The sequence below is a fragment of the Pelagibacterium halotolerans B2 genome (genome assembly GCF_000230555.1).
GTDB lineage: Bacteria > Pseudomonadota > Alphaproteobacteria > Rhizobiales > Devosiaceae > Pelagibacterium > Pelagibacterium halotolerans.
In genome coordinates this window covers 581,662-606,857 of record NC_016078.1, presented here as the reverse complement: position 1 = coordinate 606,857, position 25,196 = coordinate 581,662, and the positions used below count along the sequence as shown (strand labels likewise).

Here is a 25,196-nt window from a genome sequence, read left to right as displayed (position 1 = left end):
TGCGTTTGGCCGCGCAAATGAAAAAGGGCCGCTTAAGCGGCCCTTGTACGGTCGATTGCCATCAGACGATCAGCCGGCCTTGCGGCCCAATCCGTTGTCCTTAGCCAGCTTGGAGCGCGTGGCGGAATAGGACGGGGCAACCATCGGGTAGTCGGCCGGGAGGCCCCACTTTTCACGGTATTCTTCCGGCGAAAGATTGTAGTGGGTCCGCAGGTGTCGCTTGAGCGACTTGAACTTTTTCCCGTCCTCAAGACAGACGATATAGTCCGATGTCACCGATTTCCTGACAGGAACGGCCGGCTTTTTCTCTTCTACCGGAGCAGCGGTTTCTTCCGCACCAAGCGACCGCAACGCGGCGTGAACTTCCGAAATCAGTTTCGGGAGGTCGGTCGGGCTAATCGCATTGTGGCTGACATAGGCAGCGACAATCTCTGTACTGTATTCAACAAGGTCAAGCTCGACCCTGTTCTCGGCGTTGGCCGGGACGGTCATCGCAAATCCCTTCTTACGTATGGGAGCTAATTATTGGGGCGGGCTAATCCCGGGGGAACCCCATAACCTCGCAATTAATGTCGTTCTTCTAATTTTGCAACCATTGAACAACAACTTGGCGAAATTTAGAATGAATCACTGTTTACTTTGCGGCGCGCTGGAATTTTCCAAATCATCGACAACGAAGCGCTTTGCCGGCCGATAGCCGGCTACGTAGGCCGCCCGGGCCAGAAGATGGGCCGAAATGGGAGCGGTTAGCATGAAAAAGACGAAGCCAAGCAGGGCGCGCAGGATAACCGAGCCATCAAAGCTGACCAGCGCTATGGCCAAAAGAGTCAGACCCGAGCCCACCGTGCCAGCTTTAGAGCCCGAGTGCATTCGGGTATAGAGATCGGGCAGCCGGACAATGCCAAATGTGGCCGCGAAGCTGAACAAGGCGCCGACAATCACCATGATCCCGGCGAGATAATAAAGAGCCTCTACGATCATTTCCGGGTCTCCTCGAGATGATCTTCCCGGGCTGCCGCATCAATCTGCCAGCGCTGAAGAATGAACCTGGCGAACGCCACTGTGGACAAAAAACCCACAAGACCCAGCGCGATGGCGATATCGAGATAGAGCATGAATCCCGTCCGCAGGGCGATGGCGGCGATATAGCCGATGACCACTGCGATCAGCATGTCCAAGCCCAGAACCCGATCGGGCAGGCTGGGGCCGACGACAATGCGGTATATGGTGACGAGCAAGGCGGCCGTCAGGACACCGAGCGAGACAGTGGTCGCCAGATGGAGAAATTCGGGGCCCGATATCATTGAAACACCTCGATGATCCGTGCTTCGAAACCATTCCTGATCGAAGCAATGACTTCGTCGCGGTCATTCATTTCGAGCACATGGATGTAAAGCTTTGCTCGATCCTCGGAAACTTCCACGCTCAAAGTACCTGGAGTGAGCGTGATCAAGTTCGCCAAGAGGGTGATCTGGATGTCGCTGGTTACCGTGAGGGGATAGGCAATTATCCCTGGAGAAAGCCGTCTTTCCATGCGGGGAGATATGACGAGGATAGCCACACGCCATGCAGACAGAGCAAGCTCGTAAAAGAAGAGAGCGGCGAGAGAAAGGGCGCGAACGAGCCGCCGCATCATATATGGCCTGTCGACCCGGTCGCGGATGAACAGTGCGGCCAATGCGCCAATGAACGCACCGAGCAAGAGATTGAGCAATGTAAATGTGCCTGTAACGGCAGCCCACACCAGTGCGAGTGTTATGACGAGAAAGGCAAAGCTCATGGCTGGGGCACCTGTGCGAACACGGCGTCGACATAGGGCGCCGGCGAGAGCATATCATGGGCGGCGATGCCCGAGGCGGTGAAAAGCCAATCGGGGAAGAAACCGAAAACGATAATGACGGCGAAGAGAATTGCGGTCGGCACGAGCCCCATGCCCACCTCTCGGCGAGTCAGCGGCCGCAAGTCCTCATTGGGCTGCTCGGACCGCTCGCCCTCCTGCCCATTGCGCCAGAAAATGTAGGCCCAGAGACGGCTTGCGGCGATAAGAGTAAGGAAGGAATTGAACAGAACCGCAAAGACGAGCCACCAGTTGGCGGCGCGGATACCCCCTTCCACAAGGAGAATCTTCGGCCAGAGGCCGAGGAATGGAGGCAGGCCGGAAATGGCGAACACCATGATGATGAAGAGGATCGACATGGGGGCGCTGGCACCATAGATGCCGCCCATCCTCCGGATGTCGCTGGTGCCGGTCATGCGCTCGATCAGACCGGCCAGAAGATAGAAAGCCGTGATGGTGAGCATCGAGTGGAAGGCGTAAAAAATCGCCCCGCCGATGCCGTGGGTCGTTCCCAGAGCAAAGCCGGCGAAAATGGCACCAATGCCGCCAATGACCAGAAAGCCAACGGCGCGGCGCAGATTGGTCTGAGCCATGGCGCCAAGCGGTCCCAGAATGAGCGTGGCGAACGCGACAACGGCAATCACGGCCTGGATTTGGGCATAGCCTTCAGGCAGAGCCATTGTCAGCACGCGAATGGCGGCATAGGCGCCGACCTTCGTCAACAGACCGCCAAAGATCGCCGACACGGAAACGGCGGGCGTGTGATAGGAGGCGGGCAGCCAGGCATTGGCCGGAAAAGCGGCAGCCTTTACGCCAAAGGCAAAGAGAAACAGCACCGAGACGGTGACCAGCGGACCGACGGGCAGATCGGCACCCTTTGCGACGAGATCGGCGAAATTGAGCGTGCCCGTCAAGCCGTATAGATAGGCGATGGCAACGAGAAAGAACGTCGTCGCCAGAAAGTTGAGGAAGCCATATTTGATGGCGCCATCGAGCTGGAGCTTGCGTCCGCCCAGGATCATCATGCCGAAAGAGGCAATCAGCATCACTTCGAACCACACATAGAGATTGAAGATGTCCCCGGTCAGGAACGAGCCGCTGACGCCGCACAAGAGAAGCAGAAGCATGGGGTAAAAGCCGAAGCGGTGCCCGCGATCGGTTAATTCGACCTGCGCATAAAAGGCAACCACGAGCGCGGCAATCGATGCGGCGAGCGAAAAGATAGCGCTCGTCATGTCGGCGGCAAAGGTGATGCCGAAGGGCGGCAGCCATTTGCCCATGGTCATGGCGATCGGGCCGCTCTCAAAGACACGGAGCAAAAGGTAGATATTTGAGACCATGATCGCGAGGATGACGGCGGCGGCGAAGGCGAGTTGGACGTGGCGCTGATTGCGCAGCATGACCAGCAGGCCCGCGCCAAACAGCGCCAGAGCGACCGGCCACACGACGATCCAGTCGGCGGCAGGCGTTGCCGCATCGATCATGGCCGTGGGCAGTTCGAGCGAGTCGTATGATGTACCGGCAGTCGCCATTATCGTGTGTGTTCCCTAGTAACTCAGGGGAGGCCGAGGCGCATTTTCAGGCTCGGCGACGCGCATGTTGTCGGTGTTGTCGGCATCGAGCTCCTGATAGGCCCGGTAACCGAGCACCAGCAGGAACGAGAACAGGGCGAAGCCGATAACGATGGCCGTCAGGATCAGCGCCTGTGGGAGCGGGTTAGCCGACCCTTCGAGCGGGAAATATTCGCCCGCCGGAACAATTGGCGGCACCTCGGCGGTCAGCCGGCCAATGGTGAAGATCAGCAGGTTGACGCCATTGCCCAGGATCGCAACGCCCAGGAGCATGCGGATTATCGCCTTGGACAAGAGCAAATAGGCCGCGGCGGTGAAGAACAGGCCGATCAGCCCGGCAAGCGCGACTTCCATCAGTCGTCCCCCTCTTCGCCTTCATGGCCCTCGAGTGCCAGGGCAATGGTGCCCACAGCGCCAACGACAACGGCGTAAACGCCGATGTCGAAAATCAGCGGGGTGGAAAGGGCAATTTCAGTGCCCTCGAACTCGAAAATCCACCACAGGCCTGTCAAGAACGGCACTTCGGCGGCCAATGAAATGAAGCCGGCGATCGAGGCGAGGACAACGCCCAGACCGGCGAGGATGATGGGATGGACACGTAATGCCTTGCGGCAAGCGTCGACGCCGGCCGCGATGCCGTAGATCGCTATGCCGGACGCGCCGATCAATCCGCCGATAAAGCCGCCGCCCGGTTCGTTGTGACCACGCAGCAGAACGAAAATCGAAAACACCAGCATGAGCGCCGTCAGCGCCGGAGCGGCGGTTCTGAAGATAACGGTATTCATCGTGCACTCCCGGTCTTGCGGCCGCGACCCGCTCTTGCGCCGCGCGTTCCGCTGGTCGAGGCTCGCAGTCGGATAAGGGCGAGGATGGCAAGACCGGCGGCCATGACAACCGAAATCTCGCCCAGCGTATCAATGGCGCGATAGTCGACGAGGATGACGTTGACGATATTGCGCCCATGAGCAATCGGCGTGCTGGTGGCCCGGAACAACTCTGTCAGGGACAGATCGAGATCGGTCTGGAGCACGACGAGCAGCAGGACGGCAATGCCAAGGCCGACGGCAAGGGAGACTACGCCATCGCGGACGGCCGTTTCGAGGTCGCGGCTGTCAGCTTCGTCAAGATGCAGCCGGGTCATGACGAGAGCCAGGATGATAACAGTCAGGGTTTCGACCATGAACTGGGTAAAGCTGAGATCTGGCGCACCGAACAGCATAAAGATCACGGCGACTGCAAAACCTTGAATGCCAAGTGCCACGATAGCCGTCAGGCGGGTTCGCGAGGCAAGAACCGCGATGAGCCCGATGGCGGCAATGCCGATGGCGCCCCACTCATAGAAGTTGAGCACCGGCCAAGCGGGAAGCGGCGGCAGGCTGTCGGTGACGAGCAGGGGTGCGAAGATGCCGACGGCCAAGGTGGTGAACATCAAGAGCAGGTACCACTCGAGACGGCCATGATGGAGCAGCCGTGTCGTGCGGTCAGCAAACCGCACGAGACCGGACATGAAGGCATCGAAACCGATATCGAATGTCCAACCGATAGTTTCGCCGGTGCGCCGCAGTGCGGAGCGGACAGCATCGGCCTTCCAAAACAGCACGCCGCCCAGCGCCCACGTGGTTATGGAAGCCCAGACGGCGGGGTTGGTGAGATCGAAAGCAAGGTGGATATGGGCATCGACCGCGGCATTGTAGATTGCTCCGCCTGCCGGATCGAGCACGGCGTGGTTGATCCAGTCGGTAAACAGGCCCGCGCAAATCCCGAGAACGGCCAGAACCACCGGACCTGAATAAAGGCTTAGAGGGCCCTCGTGAGGGGCATGCGGGGTCGGGCGCAGGTCGCCCAGGAAGGGTTTGAAAGCAATGAGCAGGCCGACGACCATCATCAAAGCGTTGCCGATGATGAGCACCGCGAGGAACAGCAGATCAGGCCAGAGGCCGGAGGTCAGCGCCAGATACATTTCTTCCTTTGCCAGAAAGCCAATGGCAATGGGAAAGCCGGCCATGGAAAACCCGGCCAGAACGGCCGCGATGAAGGTGATCGGCATGGCCTCTCGCAGACCACCGAGAACGGTGATGTCGCGGGTGCCGGTACCATGATCGATTGTACCGGCGACCATGAACAGCGCGCCTTTGAACAGCGAGTGAGCACATAGATAGAGCAACGCCCCGAGGATGGCCTCCTTGGTGCCGAAACCGATGAGCAGGACGAGCAAGCCGAGCGAACCGAGCGTTGTGTAAGCCAGCATCTGCTTGAGATCGGTCTGGCGCACGGCCAGAGCACCGCCCATCAAAAGGGTGGTGCCGCCGAAGATGGTGAGAGTCCAGAACCAGGGCTCGGTATCGCCCAGGATCGGGGTCATGCGGGCGAGCAGATAGACGCCAGCCTTCACCATGGTCGCAGAATGCAGATAGGCCGAAACCGGGGTCGGCGCTTCCATTGCGTTAGGCAACCAGAAATGCAGCGGAACCTGCGCCGATTTGGCGAAAGCGCCGGCGACAACAAGGAGCATGGCGACGAGGTACAAGGCGCTTTCCTGCGCCGCGCCCGCCGTCGTCAACATGCCGGTCAAGGAATTCTGGCCGGTGATGAGCGTCAGAAGGATCAGTCCCGCCAGAAGCGCCAGTCCGCCGCCGCCGGTGACGACCAATGCCTGAATAGCGGCGCGGCGCGCGGCCTGACGGGAATGATCAAAGCCGATCAGCAGGAAAGAGGTGATCGAGGTCAGCTCCCAGAAGACAAACAGGGTGAACACGTTATCGGCCAGGACAAGACCGAGCATCGAGCCCATGAACATCAGGATGTAAGAGAAGAACCGTCCCTGGTGGGGATGACCGGCAAGGTAGCCGCCGGAATAGATGACGATGAACGTGCCGATGCCGGAGATCAGAACGCCGAAGACCAGACTCAATCCGTCTATAAAAAAGGAAAATGAAATTCCGTAGGCCGGGATCCAATCGAGCCCGACGCGAATGACCGAAAAATCGGCAATCGGACCGATAAAGGAAATGAAGGTCGCAAAAATGGCGGCGGGAACGATGGCCAGTATCCAGCCGGCCGATGGGCCGGCGAAGGTCTTGATCCAGGGCGCGAACACGGCCGCAACGAATGGAGCGACCGCGATCAGCGCGACAATCACATCAAGACCTGGTCCCAAGCGAGCCCCCCGAACTTGTTTTCAACGTTCAATCGCTGCCGTTCGCAGCCGAAAGGAATCAATGGCGCAAACAGTACCGATCCCTACCGCAAGCTCAACCAAAACCGGTCGGCGGGAACGCAATATTGACCCTGGCAGTTGTGATAACCACATTGGCTCGGACAGCTATAGTCTGAGTGCACAACCGGCAGGAGTGGCGCAAGATGAACGACACGCAAAAGATATCCAATAGCGAGTGGCGCGATAAATTGACGCCCGAACAATATCATGTGACACGCGAACACGGCACTGAACGCGCCTTTTCCCATGCCTATAATGTGGAAAAGCGCGAGGGCGTGTATCATTGCGTGTGTTGCGAGGCTCCACTTTTCACCTCTGACACCAAATATGATTCCGGATCAGGCTGGCCGAGCTTTTTCCAGCCGGTGTCAGATGACGCAATCAAGGAAATCGACGACCGAAGCCATTTTATGCGCCGCACGGAAATCCGCTGCGCAAATTGCGATGCCCATATCGGGCATGTCTTTCCCGACGGCCCCGCCCCCTCCGGGCTGCGTTATTGCACCAACGGGCTTGCACTGGACTTCAAGCCCAAAGAATAGTCGCCAAACTTTCGAATCTTATTTTTTGCCCAACTTCAGGGATTGACCATGACCGACATCGCGCCACCCGTTGCCGCGCAACGTTCCCATTCGGACACGCGGCACGGGATGACCCGGAGCGACCCTTATAACTGGTTGCGGGCCGACAATTGGCGCGAGGTCATGGCCGACCCCAATGTGTTGCCCGGCGATATCCGCGACTATCTCGAGGCGGAAAATGCCTGGTATGAAACCGGGTTTGGAAAACCGACCGAGGCGCTGCGCGAAAAAATCTATTCGGAAATCCGCGGGCGGATCAAAGAGGATGACAGTTCGGTCCCCTCGCCTGACGGACCGTTCGCCTATGCATCCCGGACGCGCGAGGGCGACCAGTATCCGCTGATCGTACGTACACCCCGCGACGGCGGCGACGAGAACGTGCTGCTCGATTGCAACGTCGAAGCTGGCGAGGGCTATTTTGGGTTTGGGGGCGCCGAGCATTCGCCGTGCCACACGATGGTGGCCTGGGCCGCGGACCGGAACGGATCGGAATATTACACGATCTTTGTCCGCGACCTCGATACGGGCAAGGATCGCGACGAGCGGATCGAAAAGTCCGGCAGCGGCGCTGTCTGGGCCAATGATTCATCGCGGTTCTATTATGTCGAACTCGACGAAAACCACCGGCCCTTCCGGGTGCGTGAGCATGTGCTGGGGACCAGCCAGGCCGACGATCCGATCGTTTATGAAGAAAAGGATGCGGGCTTTTTCGTGGGCGTAGGGATGACGCAATCGCGGCGTTACATCACCATTTCCGCCCATGACCATCAGACCTCTGAAGTCTGGCTGATCGATGCGGAAAAAGGCGGCACGCCATTTTGCGTCGAAAAGCGGCACGAGAATACCGAATATTCAGTCGAGGAACGGGACGGCACGCTTTATATCCTGACCAATGACGACGGAGCCGAAGACTTCAAGATCGTCACCGCGCCGGTCAGCGCGCCGGGCGTCAGCAATTGGTCCGATCTGGTGCCGCACGAGGCGGGGCGGCTGATCCTCGATGTCGAGGTTATCACCAACCATCTGATCCGACTCGAGCGAAAGGATGGCCTGCCACGGATCGTGGTGCGCGACCTGCGCGATGGAGGCGAACAGACTGTATCGTTTCCCGAGGAAGCCTATTCGCTGGGGCTGGTCTCCGGCTACGAATTCGACACCTCAACAATCCGGTTTTCCTATTCCTCACCGACCACACCGGCGCAGATTTTCGACCTCGACCTTGCGAGCGGCGAACGGGTGTTGCGCAAGCAGCAGGAAGTGCCTTCAGGGCACGATCCTGAGCTCTATGAAACGCGGCGGCTGTTTGCCAAGGCGCCAGATGGCGAGGAGGTGCCGGTCACCTTGCTTTACCGCAAAGGGCTGGCGCTGGACGGCAGCGCCCCTGCCCTGCTCTATGGGTATGGCGCTTATGGTCATTCGATTCCAGCGGGGTTTTCGGTCTCGGTGCTGTCGCTTGTCGATCGTGGCTTCGTGTATGCGATCGCCCATATCCGCGGCGGAATGGACAAGGGGTATCGATGGTACAAGGACGGTCGCGCGGCGCATAAGCCCAACACATTTTCAGATTTCATCGCCGCTGCGGAAATGCTGATCGAAAAGGGTTACTCATCCAAGGGCCGCATCGTGGCCGAAGGCGGGTCGGCGGGCGGCATGCTGATGGGCGCCATCGCCAATATGCGGCCCGAATTGTGGGCCGGTGTCATGGCGATCGTGCCGTTCGTGGATGTGCTCAACACCATGCTGGATGACACACTGCCGCTCACGCCACCCGAATGGCCTGAATGGGGCAACCCGATTACCTCGGAAGACGATTACCGGCGGATCGCAGCCTACTCACCCTACGACAATGTCGAGGCCAAACCCTATCCACCGATCCTGGTGCTGGCTGGACTGACGGACCCGCGCGTCACCTATTGGGAACCGGCCAAATGGGTGGCAAAACTGCGTGCAACCAAGACCGATGAGAACGCATTGTACCTGCGCACCAACATGGATGCCGGCCATGGCGGCGCGTCGGGACGCTTTGAACGGATCAAGGAGACGGCGATCACTTATGCATTTGCGCTCAAATGCGCCCAATTGGCATAAGTTTTCCCGCACAACCGTTGCACCAGTGTATGGGCGGCGATATATAAGAAGCATTAGCTTGGTAAATTAGCCGGGCAAGAGATTTCAGAACCCTATAAGGAGGCCCTCCGATGAGCTTTTCACTCCCAGATCTGCCCTATGCCTATGACGCGCTCGGCCCGTACATGTCGGCTGAAACGCTTGAGTTTCACCACGACAAGCACCATCAGGCCTATGTGACCAATGGCAACAAGCTGCTCGAAGGTTCGGGCCTTGAGGGCAAGAGCCTCGAAGAGATCGTCAAGGAAAGCTTCGGCAAGAACCAGCCTCTGTTCAACAATGCGGGACAGCATTTCAACCACATCCATTTCTGGAAGTGGATGAAGCCCAATGGTGGCGGCAAGTCGCTGCCCGGCAAGCTGCAGGCGGCTGTCGATTCCGACCTTGGCGGCTATGACAAGTTCCGCGAGGATTTCCTTGCTGCAGGCGCCGGCCAGTTCGGTTCGGGCTGGGCGTGGCTCACGCTCAAGGACGGCAAGCTTGCAGTGACCAAGACACCGAACGGGGAAAACCCGCTGGTGCATGGCGGCACCCCGTTGCTGGGCGTGGATGTGTGGGAGCATTCCTACTACATCGACTATCGCAATGCGCGTCCGAAATATCTCGAAGCCTGGTTCGACAATCTGGTGAACTGGGACTACGTGGCTGAGCTGCACGAAGCTGCTTCGTAAATTATCTCATCACAATCAATGCTGTATGGCCCGCCTGTCCACAGGCGGGCCATATGCTTTAAGGTTACCGGAACTGGCACCTTCCGGCTGCGCGATGGGCGTGTTAAGGCTTGGGTAACCATCGATATCCCATGCCGAGTGAGCCCGCCTGTGTTGCCTGTTCCCACCATCGCCGTTCTTTCCAATAGCCCGGCGCTGGCCTCGGTTCTGGGCGCGACACTGCGCAGGGGACATCGCTGGCGGGTGCGCGAATTTTGCGACCACAGGGCGTTGGGCGATTATATGCGCATCGCCAAGCTGGCGCTGCTGGTCACCGATTATGAACTCGACCGTGTGACGGCCGCCGAGGTGGCGCTGTCGATCCGCAACAGCGACGATCTAGCATCGCGTCATGTGCAGATCATCGCCCTGAGCCGGACCGTGGATAGCGAGATGCGGCGGCAATGCGTGCAGGCGGGCATCGACGAGGTGATCGTCAAGCCGATGAGCCCGATCTATCTCGAAGAGCGGATTGCAGCGCGGCTGGCCAAGGGAACCGGTGCGTATGTCAGCGCCGAGCCCTTTTATGTCGGACCCGAGCGGCGCAACCGGATTGCGCTGGACGATACGCGGGTTGTTCCCGTAGAGCGGCGTGGGGAAAACATCGTCTCGTTCCTGGCCCACAAGGCAATGCGCGAGCAGCGCCCCGACCAAACTAGACCAGACGCATAAGCCTGTTCCAAAGATCGTCGAAGGTTTCCGATATCTGGATGAAGCCGTCGATATTGCCGCGACCTACGGCGGCGACGTCACCGGCAAAGCCCTTGACCACCTCATAGGCCCTGCCCTGATTGAGCAGGCCGACCGGGCGGGCGCTTTGGGCTCCACCGGCGGCAACCCAGGCGGAATAAAGCGCTGCCACCGTATCGATGCCGCCCGGCAGGCCTATCACCACCTGCCCGGCTTCAACAATGCGGGCTGCTGCTGCGGCTTCGGTGTCCTCGGCGATGATTTCAACGCCCTGCGGTACATCGAGGCGGCGAGCGACGGGCCCCGTGGCCACGGTGACGCGGCCACCGCTGGCCAAAGCGGATTCTACCAGCGTGCGCGGCCATTGGCCGTTCCGGGCAATGCAGTGCAGATGGGCATTATTGCGGGCGATGGTGGCGCCGGCCTGCCGGTATAGGGCCTGATGAGCGGTTACGCCGGTATCTGCGAATACGGCAACGGCGCTGAGCTTTGCCATCAGTCTAACGCCCCCTGGTGAGCGTGCCGAGCACGCTGCGCACGAAGGAATCGCCGGCGCGGCGGGCGACGGTGCGGGCAAAACTTGTAAGCGCTGCTTCCATCGGCGTTTGCCGGGTCGAACGGCGCGTTGTCTGCCTGGCCCTGTCTTTCTCGATCTTTTCAAGCTCGGCCTCGCGGGCCGCGATTTCGGCCTCGCGCATGGCGTTGGCGGCGCGGGCGTCGAGCAGTTCGTAGGCCGACTCGCGATCAACAGTGGCGTCGTAGAGCCCGGAAACCGGGCTTCCGGCGATAACCGTGGCGCGTTCTTCGGAGGTGATTGGAGCCATGCGAGAGGATGGCGGACGGATCATGGTGCGGCCGACCATCGAAGGGATGCCCTTTTCTTCCAGCACGGAGACCAGCGCCTCGCCGGTGCCGAGTTGGGTGATGACTTCGGCGGTGTCGAAATCGGGGTTGGGCCTGAAGGTTTCGGCGGCGATCCTGACGGCTTTCTGCTCCTTGGGGGTGTAAGCGCGCAGGGCGTGCTGGATGCGGTTGCCCAATTGGGCGAGGACGCCTTCGGGTACGTCGGCGGGATTTTGCGTTACAAAATAAACACCTACGCCTTTCGAGCGCACCAGTTTGACGACCTGCTCGATCTTGTCGAGCAGCACTTTTGGCGCCTCGTCGAACAAAAGGTGTGCTTCATCGAAAAAGAACACCAGTTTGGGCTTGTCCGGATTGCCCACTTCGGGAAGCTGTTCGAACAATTCGGACAACAGCCAGAGCAGGAACATAGCATAGAGCCGAGGGGCGCGCATAAGTTCGTCGGCGGCAAGGATCGATATGAAGCCGCGCCCCTGGGTGTCGGTGCGCATGAGGTCGGAAATCTTGAGGGCGGGTTCGCCAAAGAAGTTCTCGGCACCCTGCTGTTCGAGGACGAGCAGCGCACGCTGGATGGCGCCGACCGAGGCCGTCGAGATGTTGCCGTAATGGGCGGATAGCTCTGCGCGGCGCTCGGCGACGTGGCTGAGAAGTGAACGCAAGTCCTTGAAATCGAGGAGCAAAAGACCCTCGTCATCGGCCAGCTTGAAGGTGGCATTCAAGATGCCTTCCTGGGTGGCGTTGAGGTCGAGCATGCGCGAGAGCAACAGCGGTCCCATCTCGGAAACCGTGGTGCGGACCGGGTGGCCCTGGCGGCCGAACAGGTCCCAGAAGATGGTGGGGAAGCCCTCGAAGGCGTAGTCGGAAAAGCCGATCTTTTCGGCGCGCTCGGCAAGGAAGTCCTTGGGCTCGCCCGGCTTTGAAAGCCCTGCCACATCGCCCTTTATATCGGCGCAGAAAACCGGGACCCCAGCGCGGGAGAAGCCTTCGGCAAGTATTTGCAGGGTAACGGTTTTTCCCGTTCCCGTGGCCCCGGTTATGAGGCCGTGCCGATTGCCGAAACCGAGATGGAGATATTCGGGCCGGGTGCTGGTTCCGAGATAAACGGCGTCGTCGACAAGCATGGGCGGGGTCCGATTCAACAGCAGGACCCAATCTATAGCGGGGTGCAAGCGCGCACCGCAAGGATTCACTATTGCGCGTAAAAAGTATGGAGTTGAGTGAAATTTACCCGTTAGTTGCCGGAATCGGAGGAAATATGAAAATCGACCGTCGCAGATTTCTCGCAGCTTCACTTATCCCCGCGCTATGCACCCCGTTTATGATGCGGGCAGCCTTTGGTCAGGCCGTGACGCCATGGCCGGACGCAGCGACGGACATGACCGAAATGTTGCAGGCCGCTATCGATAGCGCGCGCGACACCGGGCATCTGGCGCTACCGGCCGGGCGCTTTTCGACGCGGGGCTTGCGCCTGCCCTCGGGCTTCATGCTGTCGGGCGTGCCGGGGGCGACGCGGCTGGTCCATCTGGGCAGCGATCCCTTGCTTGGCGCCGAGGGCGAAGCCAACATCGTTCTGGCCGGGCTGTCGATCGACGGCAGCGGTGCGGGCGGCGAGATGTGGCATGGCGGACTTGTCCACTTTGCCGATTGCGAGAACGTGACGATCCGCGATTGCGTCGTTTCCAACACGGCGCTCAATGGCATCACTCTGATGAAATCATCGGGACGGGTCGAAAATTGCCGGGTGGGCGGCAGCGATTACACCGGGCTGTTCGTTTACGACGCGGCAGGCGTCTCTATCGAGGGCAACACGATTGCCGATTGCGGCAATGGCGGGATTCGGGTGTGGCGCGGCGAAGCGGGGGCTGACGGCACGATCATTTCGGGCAACCGGATCTCCGGGATCGACTGGACCGATGGCGGGAACGGGCAGAACGGGAACGGGATCAACATTTTCCGGGCCGACGAGGTGATCGTTTCGGGCAATCATATCTCCGATTGCGCCTTTTCAGCGGTTCGGCTCAATGCCACCAACAACACCCAGATCACCGGCAATACCTGCCTTTCGAGCGGCGAGGTGGCGATATTTTCCGAGTTTTCGTTCACCGGTTCGGTGATCGCCAACAACATCATCGACGGGGCCGCCGCCGGTATCTCGATGACCAATTTCAACGATGGCGGGCGGCTGGCGGTTTGCTCGGGCAATATCGTGCGCAATCTTTATGAGGGGTCCGAGACCAATCCCGATCTCGATACGCCCTATGGGATTGCGGCGGAGGCCGATGCGGTCATTTCCGACAATCTGATCGAGAATGTGCCGGGGGCCGGAATTACTGCCGGTTGGGGACCGTATCTGCGCGATGTGACAATCAGTGGCAATCTGGTGCGCGATGTGGATATCGGGATCGTGGTGAGCGTGGCCGAAGGCGCGGGCGCTGCGAGCGTTACGGGAAACACGATCATCGGGGCGCGGCAACACGAGATGGTCGGCAGCGCGTGGTGGGATTTGATCTCCAGCGATCTGGCGGGGGAGGCCGAGCGGTTTCCGCAGATCGTGGTGGAGGGGAACCGGGTTTCTTAAGGCCAACCATGAGATGGCCGAGAGGGCCGGCGTCTCACGTCTGCGGTGCATGCCGATATTCCGCGGATCCCCGGGTCGAGCCCGAGGATGACGATTGGGGTAAGGTGGGGCTCGGCGCAAGACCTCGCAGGTGCTGCCCCTTTTCTTTTCAGAGTTTGAGACGCGCCGCGTCGGTGGCTTCGATGTAGCCGATTTCGTGGCCCGCCCAGTTGCGTTGGTGCTGGCGGGCGCGGGTTTGGAGGATCTTTGCCTGATCCGGGGTCGGGCTGGAAATTTCAAGCAGAAGGGCGGCGACCATTGCGGTTGCAGCGGGGACGCTGCCATCGTCGCATTTGAGGGCGAAGCCGATCCCCTGCTCGGGCAGGGCGCCGCAATAGATGCCGTCCGCACCGAATTTGAGCATCAGCCGGCCATCGAATGCCGCCATTGCATCGGTATCGAACGATCCGGTGCCTCCGACCAGAAACGGGTGGGATGTGGCGGCGGCAAAGATTTCCCGCGCTGCGGCTGCCGTATCCGGGCTCAATCCCTCGCCTGTCGCCATGCGGGCAAAACCCTTTGCAAAGGCGTGGATCGGCGCGGCCCATGTGGGGATCGAGCAGCCGTCCGTGCCGCATTTTCCTTCGGTGAGGGGGTGATCGATCACCTCTTCGACCGCCTGCTTTACGCGCTGCTGGACCGGGTGCCGGCGTGTGGAATAGCCTTTGGGGTCCTCGCCAAGAGCTCGGGCCACGGCGAGCATGCCCGAATGCTTACCCGAGCAGGCATTGTGAAGCGCCGATGGCTTTCCACCCTGTGCGAACAGCGCCTTGCGCGCCGAAGGATCGATGGGCGGATGGGCGCCGCACTCGAGCGCGCTTTCATCGAGGTCGATGGCGGCGAGCATTGCGGCAGCCAGGTCGGCGTGGGCCGGCTCGCCATTGTGGGAGGCGCAGGCCAGCGCAATGGCCGGGCCGGCAAGACCGTAGCGCGCATTGGCGCCGGTGGCGAAAATGGGCAGGGCCTGCATGGATTTGATGGCCGAGCGCGGAAAGATTTCGGCTGCAACGTCGCCGGTCGAGGCGACGATATTGCCCGTCGCGTCGGATACACAGATGGCGCCACGATGGCGGTTCTCGACCCAGTTTCCGCGCACCGAATGCGCCAGCACAGGATTGGCAGCCATAAAAAAATCCCCACGAAACTCTGGTCTGGATGGACCGCAGGCCGTGGGGAAAGTCAAGGGTGGAGGTCAGAGTCTTGGTTTTGTCGAAATCAGATATCGGCGGGCGTCAGATATTTCGAGTTCACCCAGCCCTTTATGGTATCGCGCTCCACGAGGCACCAATCGGACGAGCGTTCGACCTGGATGCAGCGTTCGACCCAGACATGAACGAGCGGGGCGAGCTGGCCGGTCCTTTGGGAATAGGATGCAGGCCAGCGGCGGACATTGAGATGATCCCAGCCGGCAACGCCGGTAACCTGGGCCAGGGTATCCACATGATATCCGCGAGCCTGAACGGGCGGGGCAAAGACGCCCGAGGCGAATACCATTAGCAGGCCACCAAGCAGGGCAGGCAGAGCAAGGCGAGATGAGAGCGGCATTTTCAAAGTCCCCAAAACAGTTCAATTTGTCTGTGGAGAATTAGCCTGAAGCTTTTGAATGGATGCTGATTTGACTATTCAGCCACTGTTCAGCACCATGAACCCGTATTAACCCTTGTTATAGGCACCGAGATGGGGCGAGGTGGTGCCGGGGAGGACTAAAATGTCAGCTACGCGGCTGCTCGTTCTTGCTTTCGTGCGGGCTCACAAACGCGCCCACGGTTATCGCGTTGGCCAGGAATTGATGGCCTGGAACGCCGACAAATGGGCGAATACCAAGACCGGCTCGATCTATCACGCCTTGCGGCAACTGGCGAAGGAAGGACTTCTCGAGGAAATCGACGTCCCCGCCTCCGAAACGACGCCCGGGCGCACGGACTATTCGATCACCGGGGAAGGTGACGCTGAATTCTATCGCATGATGGAGCAGGCGCTGACCGTGCCACAGCCGCGGCCGGACATGTTGTGCGCCGGCCTGGTGCTGATGTCCGCCCTGCCAAGACAGAGCGTGCTCGCACTGCTGCGCACGCGCCTTGCAACCCTTGCGGCGCAAAAGAGCGAAGTGGATCAGGCGACCAGCAACGCATCATTCAGCGGCGCCGATGCACTGCCGCCGCACGTGGAAGCCCTGCTGAGCTTCTGGACGCACAACACCGAATGCAACCATGACTGGATCGCCGGACTGATCGTCAAGATCGAGGCCGGTGCCTATGTGTTCGCCGACGACGATCCCATGGCCTTCGGGACTCCCGGCGGAACGCTGGTCATTCCGTAAGACTCTCCGATCGCACCCGGCCCCGGCTTGGCGCCGGCTTGTCCATGAAATCATCGATGGCCCGCGTTGCCCGGTGAAGGCAGGCATGTTCGCCCTCGGCGCGGCTGGCGCGAATCTTGTCCATCGCCTGGGCCGGCCGAAGCGGCGGCCACATCCTGATCTTCCAATCCTTTTCGAAAATCGTCCGCACGCGAAATCCGCGATACTCGAACTCGGCCATCCCCATCCTCCGCTCTGGGTTTTGCTGTCGTACGCCACCAGAAGTGCATGGCGCCAGTGTGACGGTCCGGGCATTGGCTGCCGTTTTTTTTCCGCCACCAAAGCGCAAAAGCCCGCTGCGGAAAAAAGGTTGCGGGGGGCGTTTCAGACTTGATCGAAAGCAATGGGACAAGAGCCGATCAGGGCCCTGTCGCGCGGTCGAACCGAAAGGGTCTGCAAATTTGTCTGACCGCGCATCCCTTTTACCTTGTTGCGCGGTCGAACCGAAAAGGTCTGCAAATTTTTCTGACCGCGCATCCCTTTTACCTTGTCGCGCGGTCGAACCGAAAAGGTCTGCAACCTTTTCTGACCGCGCTCAGTTCAGCACGGGTCTTTTGGGGAGGCCGTCGGTAAAGGCGAGAATGATGTCTGCGAGGCGCTCGGGGGCCTCGACGCAGGCAAGATGACCCGATCCGCCGATGATTTCGAACCGCGAGCCGGGGATCGATTTTGCCAGCTCCCTTACGGTTTGTACCGGCGTGGAGCCATCCTGCTCTCCAACGATGCAGATTGTGGGCACACCGATCTGGCGGGCCTTTTCACGCAGGTCGGTGTCCCGAATGGCGGCGCATGTCGCGATGTAGCCGCGCGCGGATTGGCGTTCGAGCATCGTGCGATAGCCGGCAAGTTCCTCGGCGCGGCTGGTGCGGAAATCGGCGGTGAACCAGTTGGGCATCAAATCGTCGCTCAGCACCGAAATGCCATTGGCCTCTACGGCGGCGATGCGCTGGTTCCAGAGATCGGCATCACCCACTTTCGCGCCCGTATCGCAGAGGATCAGGGCGGACACGAGATCGCGGCGGTCGGCATAGAGTTGCTGGGCAATCAGTCCGCCCACCGAAAGTCCGCATATGATCGACCGTTTGAACCCCAGATGATCCATGATGGCAGCCAGGTCTTCGGCATGGCGTTCCATGGTGACCGGACCTTCGCCGGTTTCGGACAATCCGTGGCCGCGCGTGTCGTAGGTGAGGATGGTGAACTTGCCCACGAGGCACACGATGACATCGCGCCAGATGCGGAAATCGGTGCCCAGCGCGTTGGCGAACACCAGAACCGGCCCGTTCTCGGGACCGCCGATGACCTGAAAATGAAGAACGGCATCATCGACCTTGAGAAACTGCATCACGCGCTCCCTGGATTTTCGACGGCCCCAACTTTGCCTTATTGCTTCACGAAAACGTGAGGGCCTTCGGTTGCGGCGGACCTCCCCGTTGCGGGGGCTGGATCGGTCTGCATCATTGAGCCCCCAATCTCAGCAGGCCGATCCTTTTAATGACCGGTCGGGGTTCGCCACTTTGGCGAAACTGAAACCTGCTGGAAAACTGGCTGGGGCGGCAGGATTCGAACCTGCGAATGTCGATACCAAAAACCGATGCCTTACCACTTGGCGACGCCCCAAAGCGCGTTGGTTCCTACACCGTTTGCACACCACCCGCAACACCTGCGGGCCCCGGGTTTGCCATGAGGTGTGAAAATTTCCAGAGCGCGTGCACGGCTCTTGTCGCAAGGCAAATCGGCAGCGAAATTTGCTCGGGAGGCGGGTGCGAACAGGCTTGAACCGGCGTCGGGCGCATTATATAAGGCGCGCGAACGTTGCTCTGTCCGGCCCAGCCGGGCCGGCAACGAGCCTATCGGAGTATAGCGCAGCCTGGTAGCGCACCTCGTTCGGGACGAGGGGGTCGGGTGTTCGAATCACCCTACTCCGACCAATAAGGCCGGGGGCTTTCAAGCCTCCGGCTTTTTTTATGCGACAGGAGGGCCATTGATGCTGGCACTACCAATCATGTTTGGCCTGGGAAGCACGGTTCTGCTCCTGGGCGGGTTGCCGGGCGTTATCGGCGCTGTGCGTTATCTGGCGATACTCGGCTAATCCAGCGCGTTGACGCTCTTATCGAGTTCCTCGTCGACGGCTTTGGGGTTGTCCAGCGCGCGGGTCGCCGCTTCGTCGGGGCCGGTGATGAGGCGGGCGCCCTTGGCGTAGGTCAGCCAGTTCCACAACCAATTGACCAGGACGTTGATGCGGTTGCGGAAGCCAACGAGGTAGGCGATGTGGACGGCGCCCCAGAGCATCCAGGCGGGAAAGCCTTTGACTTCGAGCTTGCCGAACTTGCCCACGGCAGCGGAGCGGCCGATGGTCGCCATGGTGCCCCAGTCGCGGTAGCGGAACGGGCCCTGGGGGCTTTGGCCCTGTTGCGCCCGGATGATGGCCTCGGCGACGTACTGGCCCTGCTGCTTGGCGACGGGCGCCAGGGCGGGGAGCGGCTTGCCGTCATCGCCTTCGACCGAGGCCGCATCGCCGATGACGAACACGCCGGGCAGATCGGGGATGGTGAGATCGCGCGATACGGGAACCGTGCCGTTCTTGTTGGTTTTCAGACCCAGCCATTTGCCGGCAGGGGTCGCCTCGACGCCGGCGCACCAGAAGATGTTTGAGGTTTCGATGAAATCGTCACCGGCCAGAACGCCGTTTTCATCGATGCGCTTAACCGGGGAATTTGTGTGCACCTCGACACCGAGATCGGCCAGCTTGCGCTCGGTATAGGCGCCCAGATGGGCGGGATAGGCGTTGAGAAGGGTATCGACGGCCTCAACGAGGACGACGCGGGTGTCGCGCGGGTCGATATTGGTGAAATCTTTGGCCAGCGTCGCCTTGGCGAGTTCGGCCAGGGCGCCGGCGGTCTCGACGCCGGTGGGGCCACCGCCGATGACGACGAATGTCATCAGGCGTTTTCGCAGGTCCGGATTGTCCGTGGTCTCGGCGCGTTCGAAGGCCAGAAGGACGCGGCGGCGGATGTTGAGGGCATCATCGATGGATTTGAGCGCGGGGGCAAAGGGCCGCCACTCATCCTCCCTGCCGAAATAGGTGAAGGCGGAGCCCGTGGCCAGAATCAATTGGCTGTAGGCGATTTCATCGCCGCCAACCGCCCTGACGACGCGGCGCGCCGTATCGATGCCCTCGATCTCTTCCATGAGGATCTCGATGGAGCCGCCCTTGCCCGGAGCAAGCACGGCACGGATGGGGACGGCGATTTCGGCGGGCGAAAGGGCGGCAGTGGCCACCTGATAGAGCAAGGGCTGGAAGAGGTGGTGATTGCGCTTGTCGATGATGGTGAACGGAACGCCGGCGCGCGCAAGGCTCTTTGCCGCGCTCAGCCCGCCGAAACCGGCTCCGACGATGACGACGCGTTCCTCACCTGCCATCAGTGTTTGCTTTCGTCCTTGTGGTAAAGCTCGTGGGCGCCGCGCTCGCCGGCCTGTTCCTGGCGCGGGGTGGCTTTGGAGGACCTGAAAGCGCCATAGGCGATGACCAGGCCCAGAATGACGGCGCCGCCCAGGACGGCGAACAGCCAGGGGAAGGATTCCATTTCACTCTCCTTTGGATAGTGCACCTGGAAAGCAAACGGTCTCCCCCATGCCGAAGTTGCAAAACAAAGGGCCAGTCGCTGGACTGGCCCTTCACGATCATATCAGGTGGAAAGCGCCTTACTTGCGCTGGAGCAGCGACCAGCCGCCAGCCACGGTCAGGGCGGCGAAGGCCATCTTGACGATATCCCAGACGATGAAGGGCTGAACGGCGCCCTGGAAAGCCGAGACGAGGGCGTTGGACTGATCGATCCATGCGGCCTGGCCAGCCATGGTCAGGAGCCAGACAAAGCCGAGAACGAACATCACGACATTGCCGGCCAGCATGGCGGTAAAGCCGGTAAAGACGTTGCGCATGGCGCCGCGATCGGCCAGCCAGCCGATGATGGCGGCCATGACGAGGAAACCGATCAGGAAGCCGCCAGTGGGCCCGAGGAGATAGGGCAAGCCCGCAAAGGCCCCCGCAAAGACCGGAACGCCCAGGGCGCCCTGAGCCAGATAGAGACCGACGGTGGCAGTTGCCATGCGGAAACCGAAGGCGCCGGCGATCATTGCGATGGCCATCGACTGGAGGGTGACGGGCACCGGCCAGACCGGCACGTTGACCTTGGCGGCCATGGTGATGAGCAGCGCTCCCGCGAATGCGACGGCAACCGCCGAAGCAACGCGCGCAGCCTGAGATTTGGGCTGGTAAAGACCGAGAAGCGTGTTCGAAGTGGCAAAAGTCGTGGCCATAACTTGTCCCTTTGGGTTAAAGCCGAAGCAGAGATTATCGTTCTAACCATACATGGCACCGCGCGCAATGCCCGCAAGCTCGGCCTCCCCACCCTATGACCGCGTGTTCGATGCCCGCATCGGCGAACCGGTCGCGGTGGCCCCGGCAATCGTGCGGATAACCGCGCCCAATGCGAGTGCCTATACGTTCACGGGGACCAACAGTTTTCTGATCGGGGGCGATAGGGTTGCGGTGCTCGATCCGGGGCCGGAGGACGATGCCCATTTCGCCGCACTGATGAAGGCCATCGGCGAACGCAAGGTGGTGGCGGTGATCCTGACTCACACCCACCGGGACCACAGCGGGCTGGCGCGGCGGCTGGTGGCGGAAACCGGCGCGCCATTATGGTCGAACGGGCCACACAGGCTGTCGCGCCCGCTCAAACCGTTCGAGTTCAACCCCTTCGGACGATCGGGTGATTTCACACTCCGGCCCGACCGTGTGCTGGGCGACGGAGACGTTGTGGAGATTGACACGATAAAGCTCCGTGTCGTCGCCACGCCGGGCCATTGCGCCAATCACCTTGCGTTTGCGGTCGAGGGCGGGGACGCGGTTTTGGTGGGCGACCACGTCATGGGCTGGAATTCGACCGTGGTGGCGGCGCCTGACGGGGATCTGGGGGACTATCTGGCATCTCTCGACAGGGTCATCGCCCTGCCCCAGACGCGCTACCTGCCCGGACATGGTGGCGAAATCGCCGATGGGCGCGCCTTTGCCCGCGCGCTCAAGGCACACCGGCTGATGCGCAACGGGCAATTGCTGGAGGTGGTGCAGCGAGGGCCGACGACGCTCGCGGCAGCGGCGCGGGCGATCTATCCGGGGCTGACGGGGCGATTTGCAATGGCCGGCAAGCAGACGCTGCTCTCGCACGCCGAATATCTGGCGGCCCGGGGCGAAATCGTGCTTCGGCGGAGCCTATTGGGCGTCCGACTCCTGCCCCGGCGTTAGGTCGGACTGGGGCACAGGCGGTTCCTCGGGAACGGTTTGCGCCATATTGTTCTGGATATGGGTCGAAACCCTGTCGTCGAGCGCCAGCAGGAAGGCCTCAATGGCGCGGCCATTGTCGCCAAGGTCGTGATAGACCGGCGTGAGCGAGGCTGCGCGCAAATCGATCAGCGCGCCGATGGGGTTGGGCGAAACGCGAAAGGCAATCTCGTTTTCAAAGCCCAAAAGAGACCGGCGCAGCGCGTTGAGCTGGCCAATGCTGGTGTCTGTGGGTTCGGTCGCCGCAAGAATTTCCCAGCCATTGGCGCGGGCGAGCGATTGGCCGATGAGGAAAAGCACATCGGGCGGAATCTGATAGGCGCGGGTGATGAGATTGGGGAACGATGCCAGCACCGTCTCGGGATCGATATCGGGATGGTTGGGCCGGGCCTCAAGCAGTTGTGGAGGATCGACCAGCGCGGTCGTGACGTCCGCCGTGGAAGGATAGATTTCGCTCAGGGCCAGGGCAGTGCCGGCCGGCGCCAGACATACCAATCCCAGGATAAATCCTACGCTGGCCGGACCCCAACCCCTGTCGCCCGTGAACCAGAGGACGACATAGGCGACAATGCCGATCAGGAAGGCAGCGGCACCAAAGATCGTGCCGATGACCAGACTGATCTCGAACACATCGGCGGTGATCTGGCCGAAAAAATGCAGACCGGTCGAAATCAGAATCAGCGCGGCGGCAAACAGCGCCAGCCGACGTGCCCAGATCGCCAGTTTCGAGGTGCGGACGAGAATGCGCATTCAGGGTCGGCCCTACGGGAAAAGCCGGGTGCGCGACCAGTCAGACGCGAGATCAGGGCGCGTAAACAGCACGCGATCATGAAGGCGGAAGGCACCATCTTTCCAGAATTCGATCTGGAGCGGTTTCACCCTGAAACCCGACCAATGGGCGGGGCGGCCGATTCCACCATCGGCGAATTTCTCGGTCAGCATTTCGACACGCTCGACGAGCGCGTTGCGGCTTTGCAGCGGTCGGGACTGGTCCGATGCGTGTGCCCCGATGCGCGACTGGGCGGGGCGGGAAGCGAAATAGGTGTCTGCTTCGGACTGCGTCACCTCCTGGACCGGGCCACGGATGCGAACCTGACGACGCAGGCTTTTCCAGTGGAACAGGAGCGCGGCCTTCGGATTCGCGATCAGCTCGCGGCCCTTGGCTGATTCGAAATTGGTAAAAAAGACGAAGCCCTCATGCGAATAGCCATTGAGGAGCACCATGCGCAGGTCGGGCATGCCCGTATCGTCGACGCTTGCAACCGCCATGGCGTTGGGATCGTTGGGCTCGGTCTCACGGGCCTCTTCGAGCCAGTGGGGGAAGAGTTCGAGGGGGTCGATGGCGCCGTCATAGGCATCGTCGAACAACAGATCGGTGAGCGAAGCCGTCACGGGCACAATCCATCCCTGCTGGACATTATGAGGGGTCGTGGCCATATAGAACGCAAAGCTGCGGAGCTTCAATGCCCCGCAAATCGTGGATCGAAAGGATTTGGCGCTGCCGGACAACAAGCCGGAGCGCCCTTTTCAAGGTGTAACAAAGCGAATGCGCGACCCCTATACAGTGCTCGGAGTGTCAAAGAGCGCCAGCGACAAGGAGATCAAGAGCGCCTACCGCAAGCTGGCCAAGACCTATCACCCCGACCAGAACCCCAACGACAAGAAGGCGCACGAAAAATTCGCCGAGGCAACGGCGGCCTATGACCTGCTGTCGGACAAGACCAAGCGGGCGCAATACGACCGTGGCGAAATCGATGCGGACGGCAATCCCAAATTCGCCGGGTTCGGCGGCTTCGATCCCTCGGGCATGCGCGGCGGACGGCCCGGCGCAGGCGCGGGAGCGGGCGGGTTCAACGCCGAGGATATTCTCAAGGAATTCATGAGCGGGTTCGGCGGCACACGGCGCGGACCAGCCGGCGGCAATCCGTTCGGCGCGGGTGCCGGCAGCGCGAGCTGGGACCCTTTTACGGGCGCGACGACAGGCGGTTCGGGTTCGGCCAAGGGCGAAGACGTCGTTGTCAATCTGGCCGTATCGCTTGAAGATGCCCATAAGGGCGGCTCGGTGCCGGTTACCCTGCCCTCGGGCAAGACGGTTTCGGTCAAGCTCCCCTCCCCGCTCGAAGAGGGCCAGCAGGTGCGGCTGCGCGGCCAGGGCAGACCTTCGCCGCTGACCGGACAGCCCGGCGATGCGTTGGTGACGATCAAGTTCGCCAGGCACAAGCAATTCCGCAAGGACGGGCACGATCTGCGGGTCGATGTGCCGATCACTCTTTATGAGGCGGTGCTGGGCGCCAAGGTGCGCGTGCCGACGCTCGACGGGGCGGTTGAGCTCAACCTGCCGCCGGGGCCCGATACGGCCAAGGCGATGCGGCTCAAGGGCAAGGGGCTGTTCGGCAAGGGCGACCTCTATGTCAATCTGCGGATCGTATTGCCCAAGGGCGGCGACCCGGACCTCGAGAGTCTCATGCGGTTCTGGAAGGACCAGAAGCCCTATAACGTTCGCGATTAGTCGCGATAAAGGCGGATGGCGGCTATGCTGTCCGCCTTCGCATTCTTGAAATCGAGAAAGAACGCGAAGCCGACGGATTTTCCGGCCCGGACGAGCGTGCCATTGACCGCGCCGACCCGGCCGTGGGTGATGGCATGGGTTATCGTGAGGGCTTCGGGAGCGGCGCCAAGTTCGGCGATTGCCGCCAACGCCGCTTCGACGCCCCTTGCCTCCCGGCCATCGGGAAATGCGACGACACAATCGCCGGTGAGCGTTTGAGTCAGCATTTCGGCGTCTGACGTCAACACGGCAACAGCGACTTTTTCGGCAAAGGCATTCTTGGGCGAGTTGCCGCACTCCCCGCTTAGGGTGATTTTGGTTTTCATTGGGGGTTTCTCGCAAAAGCGGGAACGCCATCGGGCAGTTTCACCCAGTGATGACGGCGGCTGTCGTAAACCGAATCCTGGGGCGCGGGGAAATCGGGATCGGCCAGGCACCCTATGGCAACCATCACGAAGTCGTCGGCGCCTTCCTCGGTGTGGAACACCGTCGAGCCGCAAACAGGGCAGAAGTTGAAGCGGAATTGCGCGCCGGCATCGCCGATGCGGACATATTGGGTGGCACGGCCCTTGATCTCATAGGGCGCGGCCCAGGCGCCCAGGGTGGCAAAAACGCTGCCGGTGCGGCTTTGGCAGGCCAGACAATGGCAGATGCCGTTGCCCAGACACTCTCCATGCACGGTGATCGAAAGCTGGCCACAGGTGCAGGCGGCAGTGCGTGACGTCATGGCA

General features: G+C 60.9%; 29 protein-coding genes and 2 tRNA genes. 9 read left to right on the top strand and 22 right to left on the bottom strand.

Going from position 1 to position 25,196, the window contains the following annotated elements:
* Positions 1–69: 69 nt before the first annotated feature.
* From KKY_RS02995 to KKY_RS02960, 8 genes are all read right to left on the bottom strand, one after another.
* Positions 70–492 (bottom strand): Ros/MucR family transcriptional regulator, encoded by a 423-nt coding sequence (locus tag KKY_RS02995; protein WP_014129814.1) that lies wholly within the window; start codon positions 490–492, stop codon positions 70–72.
* A 135-nt stretch (positions 493–627) separates the two neighbouring features.
* Positions 628–981 (bottom strand): monovalent cation/H(+) antiporter subunit G, encoded by a 354-nt coding sequence (gene mnhG / locus KKY_RS02990; protein ID WP_014129813.1) that lies wholly within the window; start codon positions 979–981, stop codon positions 628–630.
* Positions 978–1,304: a cation:proton antiporter gene (locus tag KKY_RS02985; protein WP_014129812.1), complete on the bottom strand. Its 327-nt coding sequence runs from the start codon at positions 1,302–1,304 to the stop codon at positions 978–980. The genes mnhG and KKY_RS02985 overlap by 4 nt, the downstream gene beginning before the upstream one ends.
* Positions 1,301–1,780 carry a Na+/H+ antiporter subunit E gene (locus tag KKY_RS02980; protein ID WP_014129811.1) on the bottom strand — a complete coding sequence of 160 codons (480 nt, stop codon included), beginning with the start codon at positions 1,778–1,780 and terminating at the stop codon, positions 1,301–1,303. Before KKY_RS02980 ends, KKY_RS02985 begins: the two co-directional genes overlap by 4 nt.
* Complete coding sequence (locus KKY_RS02975) at positions 1,777–3,369, bottom strand: Na+/H+ antiporter subunit D (protein ID WP_014129810.1); 1,593 nt, start codon at positions 3,367–3,369, stop codon at positions 1,777–1,779. The genes KKY_RS02980 and KKY_RS02975 overlap by 4 nt, the downstream gene beginning before the upstream one ends.
* A 15-nt stretch (positions 3,370–3,384) precedes the next feature.
* Complete coding sequence (locus KKY_RS02970) at positions 3,385–3,762, bottom strand: Na+/H+ antiporter subunit C (protein WP_014129809.1); 378 nt, start codon at positions 3,760–3,762, stop codon at positions 3,385–3,387.
* Positions 3,762–4,193, bottom strand: a complete 432-nt coding sequence (locus KKY_RS02965; RefSeq protein WP_014129808.1) for a Na(+)/H(+) antiporter subunit B — start codon at positions 4,191–4,193, stop codon at positions 3,762–3,764. The genes KKY_RS02970 and KKY_RS02965 overlap by 1 nt, the downstream gene beginning before the upstream one ends.
* Complete coding sequence (locus KKY_RS02960) at positions 4,190–6,565, bottom strand: putative monovalent cation/H+ antiporter subunit A (protein WP_244404043.1); 2,376 nt, start codon at positions 6,563–6,565, stop codon at positions 4,190–4,192. The genes KKY_RS02965 and KKY_RS02960 overlap by 4 nt, the downstream gene beginning before the upstream one ends.
* A gap of 203 nt (positions 6,566–6,768) precedes the next feature.
* On the opposite strand from KKY_RS02960, the gene msrB reads away from it, so the two are divergent.
* The 4 genes from msrB (at position 6,769) to KKY_RS02940 (ending at position 10,715) form a co-directional block, all read left to right on the top strand.
* Positions 6,769–7,167 (top strand): peptide-methionine (R)-S-oxide reductase MsrB, encoded by a 399-nt coding sequence (gene msrB, locus KKY_RS02955; RefSeq protein ID WP_014129806.1) that lies wholly within the window; start codon positions 6,769–6,771, stop codon positions 7,165–7,167.
* A gap of 48 nt (positions 7,168–7,215) precedes the next feature.
* Positions 7,216–9,294 carry a S9 family peptidase gene (locus KKY_RS02950; protein WP_014129805.1) on the top strand — a complete coding sequence of 693 codons (2,079 nt, stop codon included), beginning with the start codon at positions 7,216–7,218 and terminating at the stop codon, positions 9,292–9,294.
* A 110-nt stretch (positions 9,295–9,404) separates the two neighbouring features.
* Positions 9,405–10,004 (top strand): superoxide dismutase, encoded by a 600-nt coding sequence (locus KKY_RS02945; RefSeq protein WP_014129804.1) that lies wholly within the window; start codon positions 9,405–9,407, stop codon positions 10,002–10,004.
* A 150-nt stretch (positions 10,005–10,154) separates the two neighbouring features.
* Positions 10,155–10,715: a response regulator gene (locus KKY_RS02940; protein ID WP_014129803.1), complete on the top strand. Its 561-nt coding sequence runs from the start codon at positions 10,155–10,157 to the stop codon at positions 10,713–10,715.
* On the opposite strand, the gene KKY_RS02935 is transcribed toward KKY_RS02940, so the two are convergent.
* Positions 10,699–11,229 (bottom strand): hypothetical protein, encoded by a 531-nt coding sequence (locus tag KKY_RS02935; RefSeq protein ID WP_014129802.1) that lies wholly within the window; start codon positions 11,227–11,229, stop codon positions 10,699–10,701. The genes KKY_RS02940 and KKY_RS02935 overlap by 17 nt on opposite strands.
* A 4-nt stretch (positions 11,230–11,233) precedes the next feature.
* Positions 11,234–12,718: a helicase HerA-like C-terminal domain-containing protein gene (locus KKY_RS02930; protein WP_014129801.1), complete on the bottom strand. Its 1,485-nt coding sequence runs from the start codon at positions 12,716–12,718 to the stop codon at positions 11,234–11,236.
* Positions 12,719–12,915: 197 nt separating this feature from the next.
* Between KKY_RS02930 and KKY_RS02925 the strand changes: the two genes are divergently transcribed.
* Positions 12,916–14,175: a TIGR03808 family TAT-translocated repetitive protein gene (locus tag KKY_RS02925; RefSeq protein WP_014129800.1), complete on the top strand. Its 1,260-nt coding sequence runs from the start codon at positions 12,916–12,918 to the stop codon at positions 14,173–14,175.
* 148 nt (positions 14,176–14,323) lie between these two features.
* On the opposite strand, the gene KKY_RS02920 is transcribed toward KKY_RS02925, so the two are convergent.
* Both KKY_RS02920 and KKY_RS02915 read right to left on the bottom strand, forming a co-directional pair.
* On the bottom strand, positions 14,324–15,340 hold the full coding sequence (locus KKY_RS02920; protein WP_014129799.1) for an asparaginase: 1,017 nt from the start codon (positions 15,338–15,340) through the stop codon (positions 14,324–14,326).
* Positions 15,341–15,429: 89 nt separating this feature from the next.
* Positions 15,430–15,759: an SH3 domain-containing protein gene (locus tag KKY_RS02915; protein WP_014129798.1), complete on the bottom strand. Its 330-nt coding sequence runs from the start codon at positions 15,757–15,759 to the stop codon at positions 15,430–15,432.
* Positions 15,760–15,922: 163 nt separating this feature from the next.
* On the opposite strand from KKY_RS02915, the gene KKY_RS02910 reads away from it, so the two are divergent.
* Positions 15,923–16,534 carry a PadR family transcriptional regulator gene (locus tag KKY_RS02910; RefSeq protein ID WP_014129797.1) on the top strand — a complete coding sequence of 204 codons (612 nt, stop codon included), beginning with the start codon at positions 15,923–15,925 and terminating at the stop codon, positions 16,532–16,534.
* Here the strand turns inward: KKY_RS02910 and KKY_RS02905 are convergent.
* The 3 genes from KKY_RS02905 to KKY_RS02895 form a co-directional block, all read right to left on the bottom strand.
* On the bottom strand, positions 16,524–16,754 hold the full coding sequence (locus tag KKY_RS02905) for a hypothetical protein (protein ID WP_014129796.1): 231 nt from the start codon (positions 16,752–16,754) through the stop codon (positions 16,524–16,526). The two genes, KKY_RS02910 and KKY_RS02905, sit on opposite strands and share 11 nt — an antisense overlap.
* Before the next feature lie 354 nt (positions 16,755–17,108).
* Positions 17,109–17,918, bottom strand: a complete 810-nt coding sequence (gene pcaD, locus KKY_RS02900) for a 3-oxoadipate enol-lactonase (RefSeq protein ID WP_014129794.1) — start codon at positions 17,916–17,918, stop codon at positions 17,109–17,111.
* Positions 17,919–18,118: 200 nt separating this feature from the next.
* Positions 18,119–18,193: transfer RNA gene (locus tag KKY_RS02895), tRNA-Gln, on the bottom strand.
* Positions 18,194–18,427: 234 nt separating this feature from the next.
* On the opposite strand from KKY_RS02895, the gene KKY_RS02890 reads away from it, so the two are divergent.
* Positions 18,428–18,504: transfer RNA gene (locus KKY_RS02890), tRNA-Pro, on the top strand.
* 157 nt (positions 18,505–18,661) lie between these two features.
* Here the strand turns inward: KKY_RS02890 and KKY_RS02885 are convergent.
* The 3 genes from KKY_RS02885 to KKY_RS02880 all read right to left on the bottom strand — a co-directional run bounded on the left by KKY_RS02885 (position 18,662) and on the right by KKY_RS02880 (position 20,893).
* Positions 18,662–19,996, bottom strand: a complete 1,335-nt coding sequence (locus KKY_RS02885; RefSeq protein WP_014129793.1) for an NAD(P)/FAD-dependent oxidoreductase — start codon at positions 19,994–19,996, stop codon at positions 18,662–18,664.
* Complete coding sequence (locus KKY_RS20435) at positions 19,996–20,160, bottom strand: hypothetical protein (RefSeq protein WP_014129792.1); 165 nt, start codon at positions 20,158–20,160, stop codon at positions 19,996–19,998. Before KKY_RS20435 ends, KKY_RS02885 begins: the two co-directional genes overlap by 1 nt.
* Before the next feature lie 118 nt (positions 20,161–20,278).
* Positions 20,279–20,893 (bottom strand): biotin transporter BioY, encoded by a 615-nt coding sequence (locus KKY_RS02880; protein ID WP_014129791.1) that lies wholly within the window; start codon positions 20,891–20,893, stop codon positions 20,279–20,281.
* 67 nt (positions 20,894–20,960) lie between these two features.
* Here KKY_RS02880 and KKY_RS02875 point away from each other — a divergent pair, with 67 nt between their 5' ends.
* Positions 20,961–21,881 carry an MBL fold metallo-hydrolase gene (locus tag KKY_RS02875; protein ID WP_014129790.1) on the top strand — a complete coding sequence of 307 codons (921 nt, stop codon included), beginning with the start codon at positions 20,961–20,963 and terminating at the stop codon, positions 21,879–21,881.
* Here the strand turns inward: KKY_RS02875 and KKY_RS02870 are convergent.
* Both KKY_RS02870 and pdxH read right to left on the bottom strand, forming a co-directional pair.
* Positions 21,849–22,667: a DUF1499 domain-containing protein gene (locus tag KKY_RS02870; RefSeq protein WP_014129789.1), complete on the bottom strand. Its 819-nt coding sequence runs from the start codon at positions 22,665–22,667 to the stop codon at positions 21,849–21,851. The genes KKY_RS02875 and KKY_RS02870 overlap by 33 nt on opposite strands.
* A 12-nt stretch (positions 22,668–22,679) precedes the next feature.
* Positions 22,680–23,315: a pyridoxamine 5'-phosphate oxidase gene (gene pdxH / locus KKY_RS02865; RefSeq protein ID WP_014129788.1), complete on the bottom strand. Its 636-nt coding sequence runs from the start codon at positions 23,313–23,315 to the stop codon at positions 22,680–22,682.
* 148 nt (positions 23,316–23,463) lie between these two features.
* Here pdxH and KKY_RS02860 point away from each other — a divergent pair, with 148 nt between their 5' ends.
* Positions 23,464–24,426, top strand: coding sequence for a DnaJ C-terminal domain-containing protein (locus KKY_RS02860; RefSeq protein WP_014129787.1), 963 nt, complete (start codon positions 23,464–23,466; stop codon positions 24,424–24,426).
* Here KKY_RS02860 and KKY_RS02855 read toward each other — a convergent pair.
* Complete coding sequence (locus KKY_RS02855) at positions 24,423–24,791, bottom strand: hypothetical protein (RefSeq protein ID WP_014129786.1); 369 nt, start codon at positions 24,789–24,791, stop codon at positions 24,423–24,425. The two genes, KKY_RS02860 and KKY_RS02855, sit on opposite strands and share 4 nt — an antisense overlap.
* Positions 24,788–25,192: a GFA family protein gene (locus KKY_RS02850; RefSeq protein WP_014129785.1), complete on the bottom strand. Its 405-nt coding sequence runs from the start codon at positions 25,190–25,192 to the stop codon at positions 24,788–24,790. Before KKY_RS02850 ends, KKY_RS02855 begins: the two co-directional genes overlap by 4 nt.
* Positions 25,193–25,196: the final 4 nt, after the last annotated feature.

Bases quoted from the DNA above. Each gene is read 5' to 3' on its own strand.
- KKY_RS02880 (WP_014129791.1), bottom strand. From the start codon at position 20,893: ATGGCCACGACTTTTGCCACTTCGAACACGCTTCTCGGTCTTTACCAG.
- KKY_RS02985 (WP_014129812.1), bottom strand. From the start codon at position 1,304: ATGATATCGGGCCCCGAATTTCTCCATCTGGCGACCACTGTCTCGCTC.
- KKY_RS02860 (WP_014129787.1), top strand. From the start codon at position 23,464: ATGCGCGACCCCTATACAGTGCTCGGAGTGTCAAAGAGCGCCAGCGAC.
- KKY_RS02980 (WP_014129811.1), bottom strand. From the start codon at position 1,780: ATGAGCTTTGCCTTTCTCGTCATAACACTCGCACTGGTGTGGGCTGCC.
- KKY_RS02910 (WP_014129797.1), top strand. From the start codon at position 15,923: ATGTCAGCTACGCGGCTGCTCGTTCTTGCTTTCGTGCGGGCTCACAAA.
- KKY_RS02975 (WP_014129810.1), bottom strand. From the start codon at position 3,369: ATGGCGACTGCCGGTACATCATACGACTCGCTCGAACTGCCCACGGCC.
- KKY_RS02850 (WP_014129785.1), bottom strand. From the start codon at position 25,192: ATGACGTCACGCACTGCCGCCTGCACCTGTGGCCAGCTTTCGATCACC.
- KKY_RS20435 (WP_014129792.1), bottom strand. From the start codon at position 20,160: ATGGAATCCTTCCCCTGGCTGTTCGCCGTCCTGGGCGGCGCCGTCATT.
- KKY_RS02995 (WP_014129814.1), bottom strand. From the start codon at position 492: ATGACCGTCCCGGCCAACGCCGAGAACAGGGTCGAGCTTGACCTTGTT.
- KKY_RS02855 (WP_014129786.1), bottom strand. From the start codon at position 24,791: ATGAAAACCAAAATCACCCTAAGCGGGGAGTGCGGCAACTCGCCCAAG.
- KKY_RS02945 (WP_014129804.1), top strand. From the start codon at position 9,405: ATGAGCTTTTCACTCCCAGATCTGCCCTATGCCTATGACGCGCTCGGC.
- KKY_RS02915 (WP_014129798.1), bottom strand. From the start codon at position 15,759: ATGCCGCTCTCATCTCGCCTTGCTCTGCCTGCCCTGCTTGGTGGCCTG.
- KKY_RS02905 (WP_014129796.1), bottom strand. From the start codon at position 16,754: ATGGCCGAGTTCGAGTATCGCGGATTTCGCGTGCGGACGATTTTCGAA.
- KKY_RS02925 (WP_014129800.1), top strand. From the start codon at position 12,916: ATGATGCGGGCAGCCTTTGGTCAGGCCGTGACGCCATGGCCGGACGCA.
- KKY_RS02930 (WP_014129801.1), bottom strand. From the start codon at position 12,718: ATGCTTGTCGACGACGCCGTTTATCTCGGAACCAGCACCCGGCCCGAA.
- KKY_RS02950 (WP_014129805.1), top strand. From the start codon at position 7,216: ATGACCGACATCGCGCCACCCGTTGCCGCGCAACGTTCCCATTCGGAC.
- KKY_RS02965 (WP_014129808.1), bottom strand. From the start codon at position 4,193: ATGAATACCGTTATCTTCAGAACCGCCGCTCCGGCGCTGACGGCGCTC.
- KKY_RS02870 (WP_014129789.1), bottom strand. From the start codon at position 22,667: ATGCGCATTCTCGTCCGCACCTCGAAACTGGCGATCTGGGCACGTCGG.
- KKY_RS02875 (WP_014129790.1), top strand. From the start codon at position 20,961: ATGCCCGCAAGCTCGGCCTCCCCACCCTATGACCGCGTGTTCGATGCC.
- KKY_RS02920 (WP_014129799.1), bottom strand. From the start codon at position 15,340: ATGGCTGCCAATCCTGTGCTGGCGCATTCGGTGCGCGGAAACTGGGTC.
- KKY_RS02970 (WP_014129809.1), bottom strand. From the start codon at position 3,762: ATGGAAGTCGCGCTTGCCGGGCTGATCGGCCTGTTCTTCACCGCCGCG.
- pcaD (WP_014129794.1), bottom strand. From the start codon at position 17,918: ATGCAGTTTCTCAAGGTCGATGATGCCGTTCTTCATTTTCAGGTCATC.
- msrB (WP_014129806.1), top strand. From the start codon at position 6,769: ATGAACGACACGCAAAAGATATCCAATAGCGAGTGGCGCGATAAATTG.
- mnhG (WP_014129813.1), bottom strand. From the start codon at position 981: ATGATCGTAGAGGCTCTTTATTATCTCGCCGGGATCATGGTGATTGTC.
- KKY_RS02885 (WP_014129793.1), bottom strand. From the start codon at position 19,996: ATGGCAGGTGAGGAACGCGTCGTCATCGTCGGAGCCGGTTTCGGCGGG.
- KKY_RS02935 (WP_014129802.1), bottom strand. From the start codon at position 11,229: ATGGCAAAGCTCAGCGCCGTTGCCGTATTCGCAGATACCGGCGTAACC.